The sequence below is a fragment of the Acinetobacter sp. 25-47-130 genome (assembly GCF_056779705.1).
Map to the genome: position 1 here is coordinate 61469 of NZ_JBWYII010000010.1, position 20684 is coordinate 82152.

The 20684-nt window shown below is 39.3% G+C and carries 16 protein-coding genes; 10 read left to right on the forward strand and 6 right to left on the reverse strand.

Annotation, left to right across the window (positions count from 1 at the left end; genetic code table 11):
* Positions 1-122 precede the first annotated feature (122 nt).
* The 9 genes from dnaE to AC1M83_RS11655 all read left to right on the forward strand — a co-directional run bounded on the left by dnaE (position 123) and on the right by AC1M83_RS11655 (position 13156).
* Entirely contained in the window at positions 123-3701 is a 3579-nt protein-coding gene (gene dnaE, locus AC1M83_RS11615; RefSeq protein ID WP_481590733.1) for a DNA polymerase III subunit alpha, read from the forward strand.
* Positions 3702-3714: 13 nt separating this feature from the next.
* Complete coding sequence (locus tag AC1M83_RS11620; RefSeq protein WP_481590734.1) at positions 3715-4557, forward strand: RNA methyltransferase; 843 nt, start codon at positions 3715-3717, stop codon at positions 4555-4557.
* A complete protein-coding gene (gene cysE, locus AC1M83_RS11625) occupies positions 4550-5362 on the forward strand; it encodes a serine O-acetyltransferase (RefSeq protein WP_035266113.1) in 813 nt (270 codons plus the stop codon). Before AC1M83_RS11620 ends, cysE begins: the two co-directional genes overlap by 8 nt.
* 110 nt (positions 5363-5472) lie before the next feature.
* Positions 5473-6390, forward strand: a complete 918-nt coding sequence (locus tag AC1M83_RS11630) for an ABUW_2363 family tetratricopeptide repeat lipoprotein (protein ID WP_481590735.1) — start codon at positions 5473-5475, stop codon at positions 6388-6390.
* A gap of 113 nt (positions 6391-6503) precedes the next feature.
* A complete protein-coding gene (locus tag AC1M83_RS11635) occupies positions 6504-8507 on the forward strand; it encodes an alpha/beta hydrolase (RefSeq protein ID WP_481590760.1) in 2004 nt (667 codons plus the stop codon).
* 230 nt (positions 8508-8737) lie between these two features.
* Positions 8738-10174 (forward strand): anthranilate 1,2-dioxygenase large subunit, encoded by a 1437-nt coding sequence (antA, locus tag AC1M83_RS11640; RefSeq protein WP_035266117.1) that lies wholly within the window; start codon positions 8738-8740, stop codon positions 10172-10174.
* A gap of 2 nt (positions 10175-10176) precedes the next feature.
* On the forward strand, positions 10177-10668 hold the full coding sequence (gene antB / locus AC1M83_RS11645) for an anthranilate 1,2-dioxygenase small subunit (protein WP_035266119.1): 492 nt from the start codon (positions 10177-10179) through the stop codon (positions 10666-10668).
* A gap of 11 nt (positions 10669-10679) precedes the next feature.
* Complete coding sequence (antC, locus tag AC1M83_RS11650; RefSeq protein ID WP_180028207.1) at positions 10680-11714, forward strand: anthranilate 1,2-dioxygenase electron transfer component AntC; 1035 nt, start codon at positions 10680-10682, stop codon at positions 11712-11714.
* Between the two features lie 98 nt (positions 11715-11812).
* Positions 11813-13156 carry an MFS transporter gene (locus AC1M83_RS11655; protein WP_092767747.1) on the forward strand — a complete coding sequence of 448 codons (1344 nt, stop codon included), beginning with the start codon at positions 11813-11815 and terminating at the stop codon, positions 13154-13156.
* Positions 13157-13198: 42 nt separating this feature from the next.
* Here AC1M83_RS11655 and AC1M83_RS11660 read toward each other — a convergent pair whose 3' ends face one another.
* Positions 13199-14179, reverse strand: a complete 981-nt coding sequence (locus tag AC1M83_RS11660; protein ID WP_481590736.1) for an AraC family transcriptional regulator — start codon at positions 14177-14179, stop codon at positions 13199-13201.
* A 459-nt stretch (positions 14180-14638) separates the two neighbouring features.
* On the opposite strand from AC1M83_RS11660, the gene AC1M83_RS11665 reads away from it, so the two are divergent.
* Complete coding sequence (locus AC1M83_RS11665; RefSeq protein WP_092767742.1) at positions 14639-15676, forward strand: AraC family transcriptional regulator; 1038 nt, start codon at positions 14639-14641, stop codon at positions 15674-15676.
* Between the two features lie 48 nt (positions 15677-15724).
* On the opposite strand, the gene AC1M83_RS11670 is transcribed toward AC1M83_RS11665, so the two are convergent.
* From AC1M83_RS11670 to AC1M83_RS11690, 5 genes are read right to left on the reverse strand one after another with little or no spacing between them, the layout of a single operon-like run.
* Positions 15725-16669 (reverse strand): SphA family protein, encoded by a 945-nt coding sequence (locus AC1M83_RS11670; protein WP_481590737.1) that lies wholly within the window; start codon positions 16667-16669, stop codon positions 15725-15727.
* Between the two features lie 54 nt (positions 16670-16723).
* On the reverse strand, positions 16724-17248 hold the full coding sequence (locus AC1M83_RS11675; RefSeq protein ID WP_180028210.1) for a flavin reductase family protein: 525 nt from the start codon (positions 17246-17248) through the stop codon (positions 16724-16726).
* 19 nt (positions 17249-17267) lie between these two features.
* On the reverse strand, positions 17268-18506 hold the full coding sequence (locus tag AC1M83_RS11680) for a styrene monooxygenase/indole monooxygenase family protein (RefSeq protein WP_180028211.1): 1239 nt from the start codon (positions 18504-18506) through the stop codon (positions 17268-17270).
* A 21-nt stretch (positions 18507-18527) separates the two neighbouring features.
* Positions 18528-19313 (reverse strand): SDR family oxidoreductase, encoded by a 786-nt coding sequence (locus AC1M83_RS11685; RefSeq protein ID WP_481590738.1) that lies wholly within the window; start codon positions 19311-19313, stop codon positions 18528-18530.
* 21 nt (positions 19314-19334) lie between these two features.
* A complete protein-coding gene (locus tag AC1M83_RS11690; protein WP_481590739.1) occupies positions 19335-20585 on the reverse strand; it encodes a dienelactone hydrolase family protein in 1251 nt (416 codons plus the stop codon).
* Between the last annotated feature and the right edge of the window lie 99 nt (positions 20586-20684).

Genomic DNA, 20684 nt, shown 5'->3' on the forward strand with positions numbered 1-20684 from the left:
TATAAAATCACCTTTATTCAAATCGAAGATAATTTGTGCGAATCATATAAAATATCGTGGATTCTCAGCTCTAAATCACTTTGCATGATAAAATACGCTCTGCTCTTGTAAAGGACTCATCTATGCAGTTTGTTCATCTCGGTGTTCATACAGAATTTTCTATTACTGAATCAATCGTACGTATACCTGATCTAATGAAGTCTGCTGTACAGGATTCTATGCCTGCACTCGCGATGACAGATTTATCGAACTTACATGCAGCAGTGAAGTTTTATACCTCGTGTCTTAAAAAAGGGATTAAACCTATTTTAGGAAGTGTGATTCGTTTGAATGATGAATCACATCGTATGACTTTACTGGCGATGAATAATGAGGGTTGGCGTAGTTTAACTGAAGTAGTATCGCGCGGCTTTATTGAAGGACAACAACTCAGTATCCCGTGTGTAAAAAAAGAATGGGTGTTAGAACAAGCGCCGGGCATGATTGCACTTTTAGGGATTAAAAGTGATGTTGGAGAAATGCTGTGTTCAAGTAGCCCTGAAAAAGCTGAACCCTTACTTGAAGCTTGGATAGAAAAATTTGGCAATCGTGTCTATTTAGCACTCACGCGCACCAATCGCCCACAAGAAGAAGATTTTATTATTGAAGCTGTTAAATTAGCCGCAAAATATCAAATCGGTGTTGTCGCTCATAATGATGTTCATTTTATTAGAGAAGAAGACTTTGAAGCCCATGAAGCGCGCGTCTGCATCGCAGATGGCTATGTTTTAGGTGATAATCGTCGTCCACGTACTTACAGCCCTGAGCAATATTTCAAAACAACAGCGCAAATGGTGGAGTTATTTGCTGATATCCCCAGTGCTATTCAAAATACAGTTGAAATTGCTAAACGCTGTAATGTGACACTTCGCTTAGGTAAATACTTTTTACCTGACTATCCAATTCCTGAAGGTCATACAATTGATACCTTCTTTGCCCATTTGTCTAAAGAAGGATTAGAAGAACGTCTTAATCACCTCTATCCTGTGGAGAAACGTGGAGAAGACTGGCCTGAAATTCGCAAAGAATATGACGATCGATTAGATTTCGAAATCAAGATCATTAACTCGATGGGATTCCCAGGTTACTTCTTGATTGTCATGGACTTCATTCAGTGGTCCAAGAACAATGGCGTACCTGTAGGCCCGGGCCGTGGTTCAGGTGCAGGCTCATTAGTTGCATACAGTTTAAAAATTACAGATTTAGATCCACTACCATACGGACTTCTTTTCGAACGTTTCTTAAACCCTGAACGTGTTTCGATGCCAGACTTTGACGTGGATTTTTGTATCGCAGGTCGTGATCGTGTAATTGATTATGTCGCACGAACTTATGGGCGTGACGCTGTATCTCAAATTGCAACATTTGGTACGATGGCAGCGAAAGGTGCAATTCGAGATGTTGCACGAGTTTTAGGTAAGTCTTACGGCTTAGCAGATCGTATTTCTAAAATGATCCCGACTAAACCTTTAGGTTTAAGTTTAGAAGAATCTTTAGAAGCAGAACCACAACTTAAAGATATTGTAACCAACCCATCCAACCCAGATTATGAAGATGCTTCAGAAATCTGGGAAATGGCGCTTAAACTTGAAGGAATAACGCGTAACACTGGTAAGCACGCAGGTGGTGTTGTAATCGCACCGACCAAGATTACGGACTTCTCAGCTGTACTGTGTGACGAAGATGGTACTGGTCGTGTCGCTCAATTTGATAAAGACGATGTTGAAGCGGCAGGACTTGTTAAATTTGACTTCTTGGGGTTGCGAAATCTTACTGTAATTGAAGATGCTATTCAGCACATTAACCAACGATTAAAGTTTGATATACCTCTAAAGATTGAAAATATTCCGCTGAATGACAAAGCAGCGTATTCAATATTTGCCGAAGCAAATACCACTGCGGTATTCCAATTTGAATCCGTGGGCATGAAAAAAATGCTCAAGGAAGCACGCCCAAGTAAATTTGAAGAAATTATTGCCTTCGTGTCATTGTACCGCCCGGGCCCAATGGATCTAATTCCAGACTTTATTCATCGTATGCATGGTGGAGAGTTCGAATACTTACATCCCCTATTAGAAGGTGTCTTAGAACCTACCTATGGGATTATGGTATATCAAGAACAGGTTATGCAAGCAGCTCAGTATTGTGCAGGATATAGTCTAGGTGGTGCGGACTTACTTCGTCGTGCGATGGGTAAAAAGAAACCTGAAGAGATGGTTAAACAACGCCAAATCTTTATTGAAGGTGCTGCAAAAAAAGATATCGATGAGCAAACGGCGAACCATATCTTTGACTATATGGAAAAATTTGCAGGCTATGGTTTCAACAAGTCACATGCTGCAGCCTATGCATTGGTGGCTTATCAGACGGCTTGGTTAAAAGCACACTATCCTTCTGAGTTTATGTCCGCTGTACTGACTTCGGAAATGCAAAACACAGACAGTATTGTATTTTTGATTGATGACTGTCGTAACAATGGTCTCGATGTGTTACCACCTTCCGTCAATATGTCGATTTATCAATTCCATGCAATTGATGAAAAAACCATTGTATATGGTCTAGGTGCAATCAAGGGTGTTGGTGAAGCAGCAATGCAATCTGTCATTGATTCACGTAAGCAACTTGGACCTTATAAAGATTTATTTGATTTCTGCCATCGCATTGATCTGAAGAAAATCAATAAACGTACACTTGAAGCTTTGATTCGCTCAGGTGCATTAGATTGTCTTGGACTTGAACGCGCGACTTTAATGGCTCAATTGCCTGAAGCTGTACAAGCTGCCGAACAAGCTCGTTCAAATCGCGAAACTGGCATTATGGATTTATTTGGTGAAGTTGAAGAAGTTCAACGTAAACCTACTAAACCTGTAAAACCTTGGTCTGATGAAGTCCGTTTAAAAGGTGAAAAAGACACCTTAGGTTTATACTTAACGGGACACCCGATTGATGTGTATCGCCCCGAGTTAAAAGCATTTATTTCTAACAAAATTAATGAGCTGACTCCAACACGTCGTGGTGTGACTACAGTATTTGCCGGCTTGGTTGTGGATGTCGCAAATTTCCCTAACCGCATGATGATTACACTCGATGATGGTACTGCTCGAATCGAAGTCTCAGCAAATCATGAACGCTTCCAACGTTTTAAAGACGTTATTGTGAATGAAAGAGTGATCGTGATTGAAGGTGAAATTTATGAACGTGAAGGCTTCGACCGTCCGATGGGACGCCTTACTAAGGCGTTTACATTAAACGAAATTCGTCAAAAACGTGCGAATCACATCCTCATTAAATTACAACCTGAGCATATTCAGCCAAATCTTGGTCAAGAGCTTTCACAGATCATTCAACCATTTTGTGATGTAGATATGTGTCAGCATGTGCCATTACAAGTACAACTCGACTTTCCATATGCAACGGCTGATTTTCATTTACCACCACAATGGAATGTCGCACCACTCGATGACTTATTGTTCAAACTGCGCGACTATTTTGGTAAAGAGGCCTTACATGTGGAGTATCATGTCAAGTCAAAAGCTGCACGTTCCCACGCCGCAGAACCAAAATCAGAACCAGTCATCACATCACATGCCTCTCCACCTGACCAGATCAGTATGGATGAAGCAATGGATCAATACATGACGGAAGTCAGTCAATACTCTTAATTTTGGAAGATTTATGAATTTAATTGATAATGCTGCTGTCTCAGCGCATTTGTCTCATGTGCGTATTGTCATGGTGAATACTACCCTGCCTGCGAATATCGGTAGCGCACTTAGAGCAATGAAAACCATGGGGCTTTCAAAATTGGTTTTAGTTGCACCTAAAACTTATCCTCATCCTGATATTGATGCACTTGCAGCGGGTGCAACCGATTTAATTGATCAGATTCAGATTGTAGAAACGCTTGAAGAAGCCATCGCAGATTGTCATTTAGTCTTTGGTACAAGTGCTCGTAGCCGAACTATTCCATGGCCTTTATTAGATGCTCGACCTGCTGCTGATAAATCTATGCAAGCGGTGATCAAAGAACAACAAGAAATTGCCGTAATATTTGGGCGTGAAGATCGCGGATTAACCAATGAAGAATTGGCTATGGCGAATTACCATGTGACCATCCCTGTGAATACAGACTATGGCGTACTCAATGTCGCTCAAGCCATTCAAATTATTTGCTATGAAATGCGAATGGCGACCACGGCTCTCATGGAACAAGTTGAAGATCCTCAAGCTGTTATGAGAGTGACTGATGAAGACTCTATGCATTGGGATGAGCCGTTGGTAACACATCAACAGATGGAACAATTTTATCCTCATTTTGAAAAAATGTTGCACGAAATCGAGTTTTTAGACCCAGAAAACCCACGATTATTGCCTTTACGCTTGCGTCGCTTATTCGGACGTATACAATTAGATCGTATGGAGTACCATCTTCTTAGAGGTATTTTCAGTCGTGTTCAGGCATTGAACAATGGCACATGGAAAAAGTCAGATTCTAAAGAGAAATCAAAAGATGCTTAAACAGCTTAAAGAAGATATTCAAGCTGTGTTTGCCCGCGATCCTGCGGCGCGCAACACATTTGAAGTTTTAACCACTTATCCTGGAATTCACGCACTGATTATGCATCGTGTTGCGCATGAGCTTTGGAAAAAAGAGTGTAAAACTTCTGCCCGCATGCTGTCTTCTTTTAGTCGTTTCGCAACTGGTATCGAAATTCACCCAGGTGCCAAAATTGGTAAACGTTTTTTTATAGATCACGGTATGGGTGTGGTCATTGGGGAAACAGCTGAAATTGGTGATGATGTGACGCTCTATCATGGCGTGACATTAGGTGGCACCACTTGGAATAAAGGCAAACGTCACCCAACTTTAGAAGATGGTGTAGTCGTTGGCGCAGGTGCGAAAATTTTGGGACCATTTACCGTGCATAAGAATGCGAAAGTAGGTTCAAATGCTGTGGTCACTAAAGAAGTCCCTGAAGGTGCTACTGCCGTAGGCAACCCAGCGCGATTTATTATCAAAAATCAGCAAAAAGATTTGGACAAAGAATCTGAACGACGCAATTATGCAGAAAGCATCGGTTTTCAGCCTTATGCGACAACCCAAGATCAATCAGATCCTATGTTAGAAGGTATGCGAGTATTATTGGATCGTATACAGCACAATGAAAAGCGCATGAACACTCTATGTCAGCGACTTTCATTACTTGATCCAACATTTAATAACGCTCAAAGTAATGGACAACCATTTAGTGCTGAAGAGTTAAAAATTATTGACGAAGTTCGTCGTGAGTGCGAAGCTCAAACTGCACAATCAAAAGCTTAATGTATAAGTTTGACTAAGTTAGGTGAATCTGAGTTGCATGTTGTTTCGTCTTTTCATAGACTCAGATACAACCTGAACTAGAATTTAAAAACATAATATTGGAAGAAAATATGACGATTAAGCCCCTTATTGCCACCATGATCGCTGTTTCATTATTGAGTGCTTGTAGCTCTCCAGAAGTAAAAAAACAATCTAAAACAAACGATCCAATCGTCTTTTCTGAGCCTGATTTAAGTGCGCCATTTTATGCATTAAATCCTTTTAATTATAGCCAACCACCAGTATTCGAGCTTGAACTAAAAAAAGCTGCTGCTGCACCACTTCAAAAACTTGAGGTGACTGATCCAAATAATCCAAACAGAAAGATGATCCTCGACCAAAACAAATTAATCGTACCGACTGTGAATAGTTCACAACGTGCGATGAAATACACGGTTTTAGCGGGTCAAAATGAAATCGATATTACAGAAATTGATGACTTCCTCCAGATGGTTGAAGGTAAAGCACGTCACTATCCTCCTCGCTTTACAGATCGTCAAGAACGTCGCGGTTTTGAAGCTAAATTACGTGAAGTTTCAGCTCAACTAGATACTTTAGCAGCGAAAGATAACGCGTCATTCGATATCCTAATTCGTGCATTTAAAGCAAGTATATTGGGTCGTAACCTTGATCTTGGTTCTGCTTACACCACTAAATCTTTAAAATATGCACAACAAATCCTTAAGATCAACAAAGAAGACGCTGAAGCGAACTTCTGGTTTGGTTTCTCTTTGTCTGAAGGTGGTGGTCAAAAAGAAGCTATTCCATATATCGATAAGGCCATCAAAGCGGGTGTTCAAGAAGCTTATCTCGTAGCTGTTAATAACTACCTCGCATTGAGCCAAAAGAAAAATGCAATCACAACTTTAAAAAATTACAAAGTGAAATATCCTGAAGAAACTGAAGTTGCTGACCGCTTGATTCAAGAAATTGAGAAACAAGGTCGTTACAATGTTTGGCAAATTTTAAACAATCCAGCGAAATCATAATCTTATTAAAAAAAAATAGACTGATCATTCAGTCTATTTTTTTAGCACTTATTTTTATCTCCCTAAAAATAACGTATGCTCAGCGTTAATGATTCATGCTGACAGTTGAAAATATGTTTATGATGAACAATAAATACATCGGCGTCCTACTGCTCGCAACACCACTATTTATGACAGGCTGCCAAGTCGTCAGTGTAAAAAATCAAGCGCTTAATGTTTCGATCGCGAATGAACGAGATAGCATATTAACGCGTAAAAAAATGAGTGAAGCGAGTCTGAATGTCCTCTCCATGACAGGCAGTGAGGCTGAAAGTTGCTCTAATGATCCAGATAAATGCGTATCTGATCTAAAAAAAATAAAACAAATTCAAGATGAACAACTTTATTCAACTGCAAGTGAAGCATATTTGACACGGGCATTAACCCTCAGTAATTCTTCTGATTGTAATACCAGTTTAATTAATAAATATCAGTCAGAAGAAAAGCAAAAACTTCATCAAGAAAACTATAGTCAATGTCTTGACCAACAGTTAGCAATGCTTGATAAAAGTATTCGTTATAGTTATGCCTATCTATTCAAGACAAAACGCCAACCAAGCGACCGTATTTTCGATAATAGACAAGTTCAAATACGAGATTTCTACAATCAAGCCTTGGCGAAAATGGTGATGACCTATGGTATGCGCTATACGGATGAAAAAGTTCCCAAACAAATAAAAATTGGTCAAAGCATTTATACCGTCAACTATGACCATTACCCTCAGATTGCTAATCGAAAATTAGATAGCCTGCTTTCAAGCTACAATCTCAATTTTAGCGGATTGCGTTCGATTAACCGTCGAGATGGTTTCGGTGCGGAATTTGTCGCAACGCTTCCAGCGCCAGAGCGAAATAGCGATTCGGGTAAATATATTGTAGATCCATTAAATCACGCTTATAAAAATGGTCGTAATCCTAACATTCATCCACCACGTTATCTTTCAGTCACGATGACCGCTGAGCCTGCGAGTCAAAGTAATGTAGAGGATATTTTGAATGACCCGCATTTCAGCCTGAATATTTATGATCCTTATGGATTAGATCAATTAAAAGTAGGTGGAAAAGTTTATCCCTTAGCTGCGAATTATTCTGCACCTTATGGTTTGTGGCTTGCCGAAAATAACTTAGGTGCTGCCGCATATTTGAGTTTGATTGATCGTGACAATACAATCACAATGCCTCATCTCTTTATGCTCGAACCCTATAATCCAAACAAAAAAATTATTGTTTTGGTGCATGGACTTGCAAGCAGTCCAGAAGCTTGGATTGCATTAACCAATGACATTATGGGAGATAATGTTCTAAGAGAGCATTATCAAGTTTGGCAAGTATTTTACTCAACCAATATGCCAATTTTAGAAAGTCGCTTTCAGGTGAATGCGATCATTCAACAAGCATTTAATTCACTTGATCAATCTACAGCATCAGCTAAAGATGCTGTTCTGATTGGACATAGTATGGGTGGTATTATTTCAAGATTATTGGTGAGCCAAGCTGATTTAACACAACCTGCATTGTCTCAATTAAAAAATTCTCAAATTAGCCGTTTTAAGAATGAACCTTTATTTAAAGCTCGTTTACAAATCAAACCTGTGCCACAATTTAATCGTGCTATTTTCTTAGCAGCACCGCATAGAGGCACAGATTATGCTGATCGTTGGTTTACACGAGCTGCGCGTAAAATGATCAAATTGCCAGGTGCATTTTTGGGTGCATTTGCTGAATCGCTCTCAGATAAAGATATTAATATTAAACATTTTGTCAAAGACTTAAGTCATGGATTGATTCAAAATGGTCCGAGTGATCTGAGTCACAACTCTCCTTTCACCAAATTAACCTCACCTGTGACGCCAATTAAAGGATTTAAATTTCACTCCATCATGGGGAATGTGACTGAGAGTAAAGATCCTACTGTTATGTCAGATGGGATCGTGCCTTATCAGAGTGCGCATCTTAAAGGGGCACAATCTGAGATTATTATCAAAGGTGGTCACTCAATTCAGGAAACGCCTGAAGCTGTTTTGGAATTAAGACGAATCCTAAGACTTCATTTGACAGAGCTTGGAATTGCCAAATAACGATTTCCTTTAGCTTTTATCTGCCGATGTATCAAAGATGCATCGACTTTTTGTTTTTATAGTCCCAAAGGACGACTTTTGAATCCCACTCATATTTTTAACTACCTTCTCCATAAAATATTTGAGAAAAAATGGATAACGATTAGAACAAACTGGATAGCCTGACTCCGTTAATCACTGTTCAATAGATTCAAAGATAAATGAAATCAAGTGATATAAGGAGTTAGACCATGGGATCTCGTAGCAGCATCGAATGGCATGATTTTATTGAAGGATGTATCGATTTTCGACCAGAGGATGGCGTCTATCGTATCGCACGTGACATGTTTACTGAACCAGAACTTTTTGATCTAGAAATGGAAATGATCTTTGAAAAGGTGTGGATCTACGCGTGTCATGAAAGTGAAATTCCAAAACCAAATGACTTTGTCACTGTTCAAATTGGTCGCCAACCGCTCATCATTAACCGTGATGGTCAAGGTAATTTAAATGCAATGGTCAATGCCTGCGAGCACCGTGGTGCTACATTGACCCGAGTTGCTAAAGGTAATCAATCCACATTTACCTGCCCGTTCCATGCTTGGTGTTACAAATCGGATGGTCGCCTCGTAAAAGTTAAAGCTCCTGGTGAGTATTGTGATGACTTTGATAAATCATCACGAGGTCTAAAAAAAGCACGTATTGCAAGTTATAAAGGATTTGTCTTCGTTAGTTTAGATACAACAGCTACAGACACCTTAGAAGATTATTTAGGTGATACACGTGTTTTCCTTGATCTTATGGTTGAACAATCACCTACAGGTGAATTAGAAGTTTTACCGGGTAAATCAGCATATACCTTTGCTGGAAACTGGAAGCTACAAAATGAAAATGGTGTAGATGGCTACCACGTAAGTACTGTTCACTATAACTATGTCTCTACAGTTCAATATCGTCAGCAACTGAATGCACAAAAAGGGACAGGACCAAAGGACACACTTGATTACAGTAAATTAGGTGCTGGTGATGACACAACTGATGATGGTTGGTTCTCATTTAAAAATGGTCATAACGTTTTGTTTAGTGACATGCCTAACCCAACTGTACGTCCTGGTTACGCAACTGTGATGCCATATCTGGTTGAAAAATATGGTCAAAAACGTGCTGAATGGGCAATGCATCGTCTCAGAAACTTGAACTTATACCCAAGCCTTTTCTTTATGGATCAAATCAGTTCGCAACTTCGTATTATTCGTCCAGTTGCGTGGAATAAAACTGAAGTCATTAGCCAGTGTATTGGTGTTAAAGGTGAGTCGGCTGAAGCACGTCGTAACCGTATTCGTCAATTCGAAGATTTCTTCAACGTATCGGGCTTAGGCACACCTGACGATTTAGTCGAATTCCGTGAACAACAGCGTGGTTTCCAAGCTCGTTTAGAACGCTGGAGTGACATTTCGCGCGGTTATCACAAGTGGAATTATGGCGACAGCCCGAATGCTCAAACATTAGGGATCAAACCAGTCATCACGGGTACTGAAATCACTCAAGAAGGTTTATATGTCAATCAACACCAAGTTTGGCGCGATCTCATGTTAAAAGGCTTAAAAAATAAAGCACTTAAACTCACTGAAGATACTTCTGAACCACACGAATGCCCTGCATCACAAGCGACAACTGAGGAGGCTTAATCATGACACAAGCTCTTGTACATCAAGTTTCTCAATTTTTATATGAAAAATCTGCGCTTTGTGACAACTATGAATGGGACGCATATCTAGAACTCTATGACGAAGACAGCGAATACCACATTCCACAATGGATTAGTGACCATGAATACGTCACTGATCCAAACCAAGGGCTTTCATATATCTATTATGAAAACCGTGCTGGCCTTGAAGATCGCGTATTCCGTATAGGAACTGGTAAAGCTGCATCAGCTACACCCCTTCCGCGTCTCATGCATGCGATTCACAACATCCGTGTAAAAACACTTGAAGACGGATTATTAGAAGTTAAAGCGGGTTGGTCGACATTCTATAACCGCCAAGGTTTAGAAGGCTATTTTTACGGTCATGTCACTTATATCCTTCGTCAACATGAAGACACTTTCCGCATTCGTAAACAGCACACCATTTTGTTGAATGACAAAATTGATTCTGTGCTCGACTTCTATCACGTTTAAGGAGTAAAAGAATGAGTCATTCTGTTGCACTCAACTTTGCAGATGGTAAAACGTTCTTTATCTCTGTGAATAATGATGAGCTTTTACTTGATGCTGCGTTCCGTCAAGGTATCACATTGCCTTTAGACTGCCGTGAAGGCGTTTGCGCAACCTGTCAAGGGCAATGTGAAAGTGGCAATTACACTCAAGATTATGTCGATGAAGAAGCATTAACCGAACGTGATCTGGCAGAGCGTAAAATTTTAGCTTGTCAAACACGAGTGCAATCGAATGCTGCATTCTATTTCGATCATGACTCAAGTTTCTGTAATGCTGGTGAAACACTTCAACTCGAAACCAAAGTGACTCACGTAGAATTAGTCTCTGAAACTACGGCAATCATTCATGTAGATGCCAGTCAACATACGCAGAAAATTGATTATTTACCGGGTCAATATGCTCGATTAAAAATTCCTGGTGCAAATGATTGGCGTTCATATTCTTTCGCCAATCTACCGAATGAAGGTAATCAATTACAGTTTTTAATTCGCTTACTGCCGCAAGGTCTCATGAGTGATTATTTGCGAGATCGGGCAAAAGTTGGCGATACCATTTTACTCGAAGCCCCTCTAGGTAGTTTTTATCTTCGCGAAGTGGAAAAAGAAAAGCCGTTGGTCTTTGTCGCAGGAGGTACTGGATTGTCAGCATTTTTAGGAATGCTAGATCAAATTGTGAAACAACCTCAAATTCCACCAGTACATCTGTATTATGGTGTAAACAAAGAGCAAGATTTGTGTGAACAAGAAAGGTTAAAAGCATACTCAGCTAAGATTCCACACTTTGAGTATCATCCCGTAATCGGACAACCTTCTAATGATTGGACTGGAAAAAAAGGATTTATCCACGAACATTTAGATCAATCGCAATTAAGCGAATCAGCATTCGATATGTATTTGTGTGGTCCGCCACCAATGATCGATGCTGTCAAAAATTGGTTAGCTGATCACCAGATAGACAACGGACGTGTTTACAGTGAGAAGTTTATTCAAAGTCATAGCTCAAGATAATTAAATGAGCTGATGACAATCACTAAGGACTATCGTTAATATTCTTTGCAAACGATAGTCCTTTTTTGTTCTAACGTTTGAATATATGGAAATTTTAAATGCAAAAAATAATTGTAAATGACGTTATTGATCGGGAAAAAATGTCCCCTTTACAATGGACAGTTTTCTTTCTGGGGTTTCTGGTTTTTTTCTGTGATGGATTAGACACTGGCATCTTAGGCTTTATTGCACCAGCATTGTTAGATGATTGGGGGATTTCAAAACCAGATCTAGCACCTGTGCTCAGTGCGGCCTTAGTAGGCATGTCGATCGGCGCTATTATCTCAGGACCATTATCAGATAAATTTGGACGCAAGGGTGTCATCGTAATGACGACTTTGTTGTTTTCAATTTTCACCATCATGTGTGGATTTGCTTCTAACACCCAAGAACTTATGATCTATCGTTTTATTACAGGGGTCGGACTTGGTGCGGCTATGCCGAATATCAGCACAATGGTATCCGAATACATGCCTCTAAAACGTAAAGCATTCCTGACCGGATTAGCAGGTTGCGGATTTATGTTAGGGATCTCAAGTGGCGGTGTCTTATCTGCGTTCTTATTAGAGAATCAAGGGTGGGCAAATGTCATTATTATCGGCGGTGTAATCCCACTGATTGTATTGGTATTTTTGATTACCAAGTTACCTGAATCACCTCAATACCTCATCAAACAAAATCGTCAAGAAAAAGCAAAACCAATTCTTGAGAAGATTCACGGTCAAACATTTGATCAAAGTACTGTATTTGTTCTACCTGAAGCAGAAGTATTAGATCCTAAACAAAGCCCTGTTAAAATTTTGTTTAGCAAATACTTTTGGGGTTCAGCAATGCTTTGGCTGTGTTGCTTTACCAGCCTAATGGTATTTTATCTGTTAACCAGCTGGATGCCGACTATTCTTAAAACCGCTGGATTCACAACAGAACAGTTTAGTTTAATTGCAGCGATTTTCCCATTCGGCGGTGTAATAGGTGCATGCTTTATGGGGTGGTATATGGATAAAGTTAATCCAAATACTGTGATTAAATATTCTTATCTCGCAGCATTTGTATTGTTCTTCGTTGCAGCATTCGTAAGCCAAAGTATTGTTTTACTCGGTATTGCAATTTTCTTAATTGGCGCATTATTAGTGGGTGCTCAATCATCACTACTTCCATTAACAGCACTGTTCTACCCTTCAGTGTGCCGTGGTGTAGGTGTTTCATGGATGCATGGTATTGGTCGTATCGGTGCGATCTTAGGTGCGTTCTACGGATCACTGATTTTTACTTTTGAATTATCTCTTGCAGGTATTTTCTATGTCCTAGCAATTCCGACATTTATTTCGTTTATTGCGCTCGCATTAAAAGGACTAAAACAACCTGAATCAGCCAATACTGCAACTGCAGAGGTAACGCAGTAATCTCAACTCAGTCATTAAAAAGCCCCAATAAAGGGGCTTTTTTTAAACCATTATTTTAAGAGTTTCACTCGGGAGAACCCCATATTTGGCTTTGTATTCTTGAGAAAATCGTCCTAAATGTCTGAATCCCCAGTCATAAGCCAATCTTGAAATGGAAATATTTGCATTGTTCTGCAGCAAAGCATGATGAATCTGTTCAAGTCTATAGTTTTTTAAATAATCCATAGGACTCATATGCAGCGCTTGTTGAAACTCACGGTATAAAGTCGATTTTGAAGTCCCCGATATCATGACTAAATCTGATGCATCCAACTCTTGATCAGCAAAACGATGGATAAACTCTCTGACCACCATGACTGGCTTCGGAAGCTGATACTCTTGGAGCGATCTTAATTCATTGGAATAATTATTGTGCTGGGTTAAAAGCAAAGCCTTAATCAAAAAACTTTCATAATCTTGAGAAAGCAGATTTAAACCATCAAAACGAGAATAATCTTGCCTGAGCGATAAACATTGTTGAATATTATTCCACCACAATCTTAGGAAGTTATCTTCACTAAATGGCATATCTGGCTCAAAAATCACCCGCTCTTTAACAGGTTTAGAAAGCAAATTGGAAAGTACAGATTTGACACTTTCTTCAGGAATCACCACTTGAAATTTTTTACAATTACGGTGAATGATGAGTTCTTGCTGATCCTGACTAGAAACAATGATTCCATTATTACTGTGTGATAAATGAGTTTCTCCATTCATACGCAATGTTTGCTGTCCATGAATAGGCAAACTGATACTGTATGCACCTAGCTGCTGAATTTGAATAGACACATCTGTGCCATAACTGATACAGCCAATTGCCATTTTTTTACTCGGCAAGCGTATACCTGAATAATGAAAATCAAGCTGATCTTTACGAGCAGTTTCTAATTGATGTGAACCACAAATAAGGCTCATTAATCGTTGAGCAACGTTCAATTCACGCGATGCGTGACTAAGATCCTTATGTTGGCTGAGTGTGATCATCCTGTTCACCTAGCTATTTTGAATCATGATAAATACTATAAAACAATTTTAATAATAATGTCGAAATAAAGTCTCTTCGCTTCGACTAAATATTTAAATATATTTTTGAACACAGATTAGTAAATTAAAAAATACCAATTTGGTATCTTATATTACTTAATAGGTATTTTAATTTTTTATTATTTTTCATTAATTTATATTAAAATCACAATGATAAAAAATTCGGTTTTATTTGACATTCAGCGATTATAGAGATAGATTTTTAAATAACGTCCTAAGGATAGGGCTGATATAAATAAATGTAATTTTTTTCAATTACCACTATAGCTATTAAATTTTAAAATTATTATTTCTGGTCTGAATATTGCTTCATTTATTTATATCGTAAATCTCATTCCATGATATCAATTTAACACTACTGTCATGGTACGGACTACTAATGAGCCAAAAGGATTCACAATGAACCAGCTTCATTCCTCTCAGCTAACTGGGCAAAATTTTAGTAATGAATCAATTTTCAACAGTCAAAACTTGGTCTTCAATCAAGCAGATTTGAGCGAAACTTGTAAAAATGTAGGGCAAATTTTTAAGCCTCATGCTCTAAAAGTGTTAAAATCAGCTAAAAATTTTAGTGCAAGCATGCATCATGTTCAAACTGGGGCTCTTTCTATCAGCCGCTTGGAATATGGTGCAGATGTATTGATCGAACCAGATCAACTTGAAAAGTTTTATCTTATTCAGATTCCTACTCGAGGCTATGCTGAAATTGAATTTGGTCAAGATAAATTTATTTCATACTCAGAAGTAGCGTCAATTATCTCACCTGACCAATCACTCAGAATGCGCTGGCGTGCTCACTCCCCTCAACTCATTCTCAAAATTTCAAAAGATGATTTTGCACATCATTGTCAGCAACATATCGTGAAATCTGAACAAAAAAATGTAATTTTTAATCCTCGACTTGATTTTACCACTCAATCTGGTGGTTATTTTCTGCAACTTTTGAGAACCATGATGGATGCACTTAAATGTGAGCATCATCCTCTCCACCACCCACTTGCATTTAAGCAGTTTGAATCAAATCTATTTAATGCGCTTATTTATGGACAACCAAATAATGCTTTTTTTAAAGCAAATTCTCATCATGAGAAAAAATTAGCGCCCTACTTTATCAAACGTGCTGAAGCATACATTCACCACCACTTACATGAACCACTCAACATAGAAGTCTTGGCGGAACAATCAGGTGTAAGTGCACGAACACTCTTTGCAGGATTCAAAAACCATTTTGGCATTACCCCTATGGCATATTTACGTGAGCTTCGCTTTGAACAAGCTCATCTTGAACTGATGAATAATGAACATGCCACGGTCACTGATGTTGCATTTAAGTGGGGCTTTACTCATTTAGGTCGTTTTTCACAAGAGTACAAACGTCGTTATGGCGAGCTACCATCATCAACGCGTAAGATTACACAAAATTCACTCTTCTCTTAATTTTATGTCTGTCAATAAAAAAGCCTGTCAAATCACAGGCTTTTTTGATTAGAAATGATGAATGTATCGAATTTGGAATCGATCGCCTTCAGTTCTATTTTTTGCATCATGCTCAAAATATGCATTTGCGATGACATGATTTTTTGGCGAGTGACTATACATAAGTCCAGGTCCAACTGCCCACACACTTTCTTTGCGACCATCGACTTTTACACCATCGACTTTAGTATCGGTAAGCTGTTTTAAATAGTACCCACTTAAACCCAATCGAATCTGATCATGTACAGCATATTCAGATGCTAGGTTAATGTGTACTGCTTGCCCCGCTTGGATTTCATCAGCAGCACCAAAACCATAAGTTGGATCATCATTTTTAAAATTATACAAATAATGAGCGCGTGTTGAAGCTGTCCATTTCGGATTGAACCAATACGTTGCAGCCCAATATGGATTGAAGGATAATGCATTATTACCCGGATTAATATCACGGTTTTGCTGATATTCCCCTGTCGGCAGATTTAGCTGTAATTCAATTCGATGGACAAATTTTGGTCCCTGTTCACCCATGACTGGATCAAACTGGAGAAATGGACCAATCATCAAATCTCCAAATCCACTTTTAGCTTTTAAGGCTTGATTATTTAAACCATCGTCAACACTTATTTTACTTAAATAAGGGATAAGTAAATTCAGACCTAGACTTGAATGAGCAGTCGGTTTATAGGTCGACATGTAACTTAATTGCTCGACAATCACTTGATAATTTAAATCTGTTTTGGGCAGCGGAAGCTTTTGTCCACTCGTATCTCTCAACTTATCACTGTCATAATGTTGAAAATACGTTTGCGAATACCAACCAGGTCCAGCTGGTAGTCCACCATCTAGAAAGCTGGTCATACCCAAATTCACAGTCGGTAAATCATAAGCAAAAACATGTGATGAATTTGCTGTAGTAAACAAGGTTAAAGTACTTAATATAATTTTATTTTTCATGTGTATTTCCCATAAAAAAACCACGATTGTTCATCGTGGTTTTTAAAGCAATGATTAAAGGTCTGGATGGCTCGCTGCAATTTGGTAACGACCAGCATGAAACACTAAGGGCTCACCAGCAGTTTGTTGATATTTTTGAATTTCACCGATAAAAATCAAGTGATCGCCACCTTCGTATTGCTGTACATTTTTACAGACAAGTGTAGCAAGTGCTTCGTTCAGTAATGGAACACCTGTATCACATTCACCATGATCAACTGTGGCAAACTTATCTTGTGCACCACGGGCAAAATGGGTAGAAAGCTGATGCTGCTCCTTCGTTAACATATGAACTGCAAAGTGCTCAGCTGCAACAAAATCGGGCAAACTTGGTGCTGTTTTCGACAAGCTCCACAACACAAGCGGTGGATCTAATGACAACGAAGAAAATGAATTGGCTGTCATACCCACTTTTCGTCCATCCGTTCCACGTGTGGTGATTACGGTAACACCTGTGGCAAACTGACCAAGAAGATTACGAATCTCGCGAGGATTACTGATGTCAATCTCTTGCAGATTAATTTTATCTAATACATCCATTTTTAACACCTCAGTTCCATCAAGCCACTTGAGAAACTTGATCTGTTTCTAATAATTCTTTCGCTGCGTTTTCGTCAAACCACCACGGTGAAAAGTTACGTGGATCATCAAAATTATTAACTATCTGAGAAGCTAAATTGTGATTTTGAGAGGCTGCACCTAGTAGCTCAACAACATGAGGTCGAGGTGGAACCAATAAACTATTTGTCCAGCTCACGACTTTTTCAGCATATGACCAATATTTCTCAAACGTTGACTCCATCCAATCTTCAGTAAACGCTTGATTACCGTGTGCTAAGATCGCATCGAAATAAACCTTGCTACACTTAGCTGCATTATTTGATCCTTGACCTGTGATTGGATCATTCACCACCAATGCATCTGCCATACCAAATATTTTTTTACCAGAAGCCAATGTCATGACAGGTTTACGTACCGTTGGTGGGAAACGTCCTGCTAAATATCCGCCATTATCTGTCAGCGTTACGTCTTTACAACGCTCATATTCCCACGGCAAATGTTGTTTCAGAATTTCTAAGCTTTTATTTAAATGTTCTTCTGGTGTTTTAACTTCAGCCCAGCAATCCATAGGACCATTAGGAATCCCTTCAAAAACCATAATGTCACATGGACCATTTACTGTAAGCGCAGGAAAACAAAAATACTCACCCACCCCAGGAATAATATTAAAGCTCACTCTCGAGTATGGCGAAATTGGCTTCATTCCATTCACATAAGTCAAAGCCAATGCACGCTGAGGTTTGTCAAAAGTACTTCGTTCTGCGTCACGTACAAACTCTTTAACCACTTCACCTTTACCCGCAGCCAAGAGCACTAATTCATACTCGTCAGCCAAATGTTCTAATTCGTTTAGACCAACGTCTTGGAGTACAAACTTGCCTCCACGGCGCTGAAACTCTTCAAGCCAATAAGGCATCTTGACACGTTGATCAACAGATTGAGCATAACGCTCTAATCGCGCACTCCATTTAAATGCTCTTTCACCACTTGCTGGATCAACCAAAGCAAAACTAATACCTTCTACCGATGGACAATGCTCTTCCCAAAAATTTAGTCCTAAATCACGCTCAGTCTGTAACGCAGTATGGAACATACATTGACTAGACATGACTTTACCTTGACGAATCTCATCAGGAGTTTTATTCGATAAAATCGTGATGTCATATCCCTTATCAAGCAGTCCTAATCCAAGTTGAAGTCCTGACTGACCTGCACCAACAATTGCAATTTTTCTCATCTTTATTCTCCAATATTTAATTTATTCTGCTAAACGTGGTATTGCGGGTTGATTCGTTTCAGGCCCCATGACTGAATACCCACCATCTACCGCATAATCTGCGCCAGTCACAAAACTTGCAGCATCCGACAATAAGAATGTCACTACATTTGCCACTTCTGCCGGATTACCCAAACGTCCCAAGAGATGATAATCACTTGCTACAGCATCAGCTTTCGCACGATTTTGTCCACTCACTTCAGAAATCACTCTCGACCAAGTCCAACCTGGTGAAACTGAGTTGACACGGATACCATCTGGCGCAAAATCCATTGCCATCGATTTGGTCAGTTGTAAAATTGCCGCTTTAGAAACTGGATATAACCAACGTCCCGTTTGAGCACATTGCGCTGAAATCGAGGTGAAATTCACCACTGACCCTTTATTTTTTTGCAAATCTTCATATACGGCACGCGTTAGCTCAACAATAGATACCAAATTGATATCTAATGCTTTTAACCAATCTGATCGTGGTGATTTGAAACCATCATCAAGATAGGTACATGCCAAGTTCACTAAATAACTGACTTCACCTAGATGATTTCTAATGCTGTTCACCGCTTCATGAATTGCGATGTCTGAAGTTAGATCAGTTTGTATAAACATCACTTCATAAGGATGTTGCGCAGCTATGGTTTTTCCGTAGTCATCAATGTCTAAAATGGCAACTTTAGCCCCTAAATTCACGAGACTTTGAACCACAGCCTGTCCAATCAACGTTGATCCTCCACTGACAATGGCAACTTTATCTTTAATATTTAATTCCATTTTTTGCCCCATATATTTTGATTATTCGATTGGCTTACCAGCACTCGACTCCCAACTTGGCATCAAGCCATTTGAAGGAATATCTTCATCTAAAAGTTTTTTCGCTGTTTCTACACCTGCAACAGGCAATCCTTCTGGATTAAGTAATCCGATTTGGACAAGTACAGAAGCTTGATCCCAATAAATATGTTCGTGACAAAGTTTTGGACCTCTAAACTGAATAACCCCTAACATCGGAATTTCGACATATTTTCCAGTTGGTTTTACACCTGGTAATAACCAATCAATTTCAGTGTCGTGAGTGAAACTCATGATGAATTCATCCACAACCTGAGTAGATCCCACGGTTCTTGAAATTGAGGTGATTTTCATATCTTGAGGGTTTTGATGTACAAAATGATATCGATAGAATCGCGCTAACTGACTATATCCCACACCACCTGTCAACGTTGGAATGTGATTCACATACGGTTGAGCGACCATCGTTGCCATAGTTGCTGGTACATCACGCGTGTCGAACTCATGTCTGATATGCTCTTCCCACAATGCAACTAAGTCGTAGTGAGGCCCAACCGTTTCATGTAATGCTGTTACAGTACGTTCATGGGCGAATCGCGCAGATGGTTTGTGATAATGATCGCTGTTCGGTCGTGCAAATGCGTGATCGACACCTTCATAAACATAGGCATAAATGTGTTTAAATTGTGCGCATGCTTCAGTGATTTGATTTCGCGCTTCAGCTGGACAGAATTGATCTAGTTCAGCCATGTGTAACACAAGCTTACCCTTCACATTCGAGAGTTCATCGAGCGCTTTGTCAATGCCTACACCGTAGTAAGCAACCGAACACGCTAAGTTATCAATACGGCATGCAGCCAAATATGCAAGCTTTCCACCAAGACAATATCCAACCACTGACTGACCCGTAGTCGTGTCACACGCATCTAAAGTCGTTAAAAAATCTAAACTTTCACGAATATCATTTACACCCTGATCTTCATCATATTGCTGATAAAGTTGAAAAGCTTTTTCAAAATCCTCAGGTGTATAACCTAACTCAATGTTGGGTGCAGTACGCCAAAATAGATCAGGGACTAAAACGGTATAGCCTTCCTCTGCGAGAAAGTCAGCTTTTGCTCGCATCGCTGCATTGATACCAAATATTTCATGACACAATACAATCCCTGGACCTTTCTTAGCTTCTGGGACTGCCAAATACCCTGTATAGCGATTCCCCGATTTGGTAGTGATCTCAATCGTTTGACCTGTCATTTTTTCTTCCCTAAGACATCGAATATGATCTGATCATGAAATGAAATGCGATAACAAACTGTCCAAAAGATGCGGAGACTATCCAGAGACTGCTGATTC

What these genes read in the sequence shown, in the direction of transcription:
- AC1M83_RS11635 (WP_481590760.1), top strand. Translation starts at nt 6,504, where the DNA reads ATGTTTATGATGAACAATAAATACATCGGCGTCCTACTGCTCGCAACA.
- antA (WP_035266117.1), top strand. Translation starts at nt 8,738, where the DNA reads ATGGGATCTCGTAGCAGCATCGAATGGCATGATTTTATTGAAGGATGT.
- AC1M83_RS11655 (WP_092767747.1), top strand. Translation starts at nt 11,813, where the DNA reads ATGCAAAAAATAATTGTAAATGACGTTATTGATCGGGAAAAAATGTCC.
- cysE (WP_035266113.1), top strand. Translation starts at nt 4,550, where the DNA reads ATGCTTAAACAGCTTAAAGAAGATATTCAAGCTGTGTTTGCCCGCGAT.
- AC1M83_RS11665 (WP_092767742.1), top strand. Translation starts at nt 14,639, where the DNA reads ATGAACCAGCTTCATTCCTCTCAGCTAACTGGGCAAAATTTTAGTAAT.
- AC1M83_RS11620 (WP_481590734.1), top strand. Translation starts at nt 3,715, where the DNA reads ATGAATTTAATTGATAATGCTGCTGTCTCAGCGCATTTGTCTCATGTG.
- AC1M83_RS11675 (WP_180028210.1), bottom strand. Translation starts at nt 17,248, where the DNA reads ATGGATGTATTAGATAAAATTAATCTGCAAGAGATTGACATCAGTAAT.
- AC1M83_RS11670 (WP_481590737.1), bottom strand. Translation starts at nt 16,669, where the DNA reads ATGAAAAATAAAATTATATTAAGTACTTTAACCTTGTTTACTACAGCA.
- AC1M83_RS11630 (WP_481590735.1), top strand. Translation starts at nt 5,473, where the DNA reads ATGACGATTAAGCCCCTTATTGCCACCATGATCGCTGTTTCATTATTG.
- dnaE (WP_481590733.1), top strand. Translation starts at nt 123, where the DNA reads ATGCAGTTTGTTCATCTCGGTGTTCATACAGAATTTTCTATTACTGAA.
- AC1M83_RS11680 (WP_180028211.1), bottom strand. Translation starts at nt 18,506, where the DNA reads ATGAGAAAAATTGCAATTGTTGGTGCAGGTCAGTCAGGACTTCAACTT.
- antC (WP_180028207.1), top strand. Translation starts at nt 10,680, where the DNA reads ATGAGTCATTCTGTTGCACTCAACTTTGCAGATGGTAAAACGTTCTTT.
- AC1M83_RS11660 (WP_481590736.1), bottom strand. Translation starts at nt 14,179, where the DNA reads ATGATCACACTCAGCCAACATAAGGATCTTAGTCACGCATCGCGTGAA.
- antB (WP_035266119.1), top strand. Translation starts at nt 10,177, where the DNA reads ATGACACAAGCTCTTGTACATCAAGTTTCTCAATTTTTATATGAAAAA.
- AC1M83_RS11685 (WP_481590738.1), bottom strand. Translation starts at nt 19,313, where the DNA reads ATGGAATTAAATATTAAAGATAAAGTTGCCATTGTCAGTGGAGGATCA.
- AC1M83_RS11690 (WP_481590739.1), bottom strand. Translation starts at nt 20,585, where the DNA reads ATGACAGGTCAAACGATTGAGATCACTACCAAATCGGGGAATCGCTAT.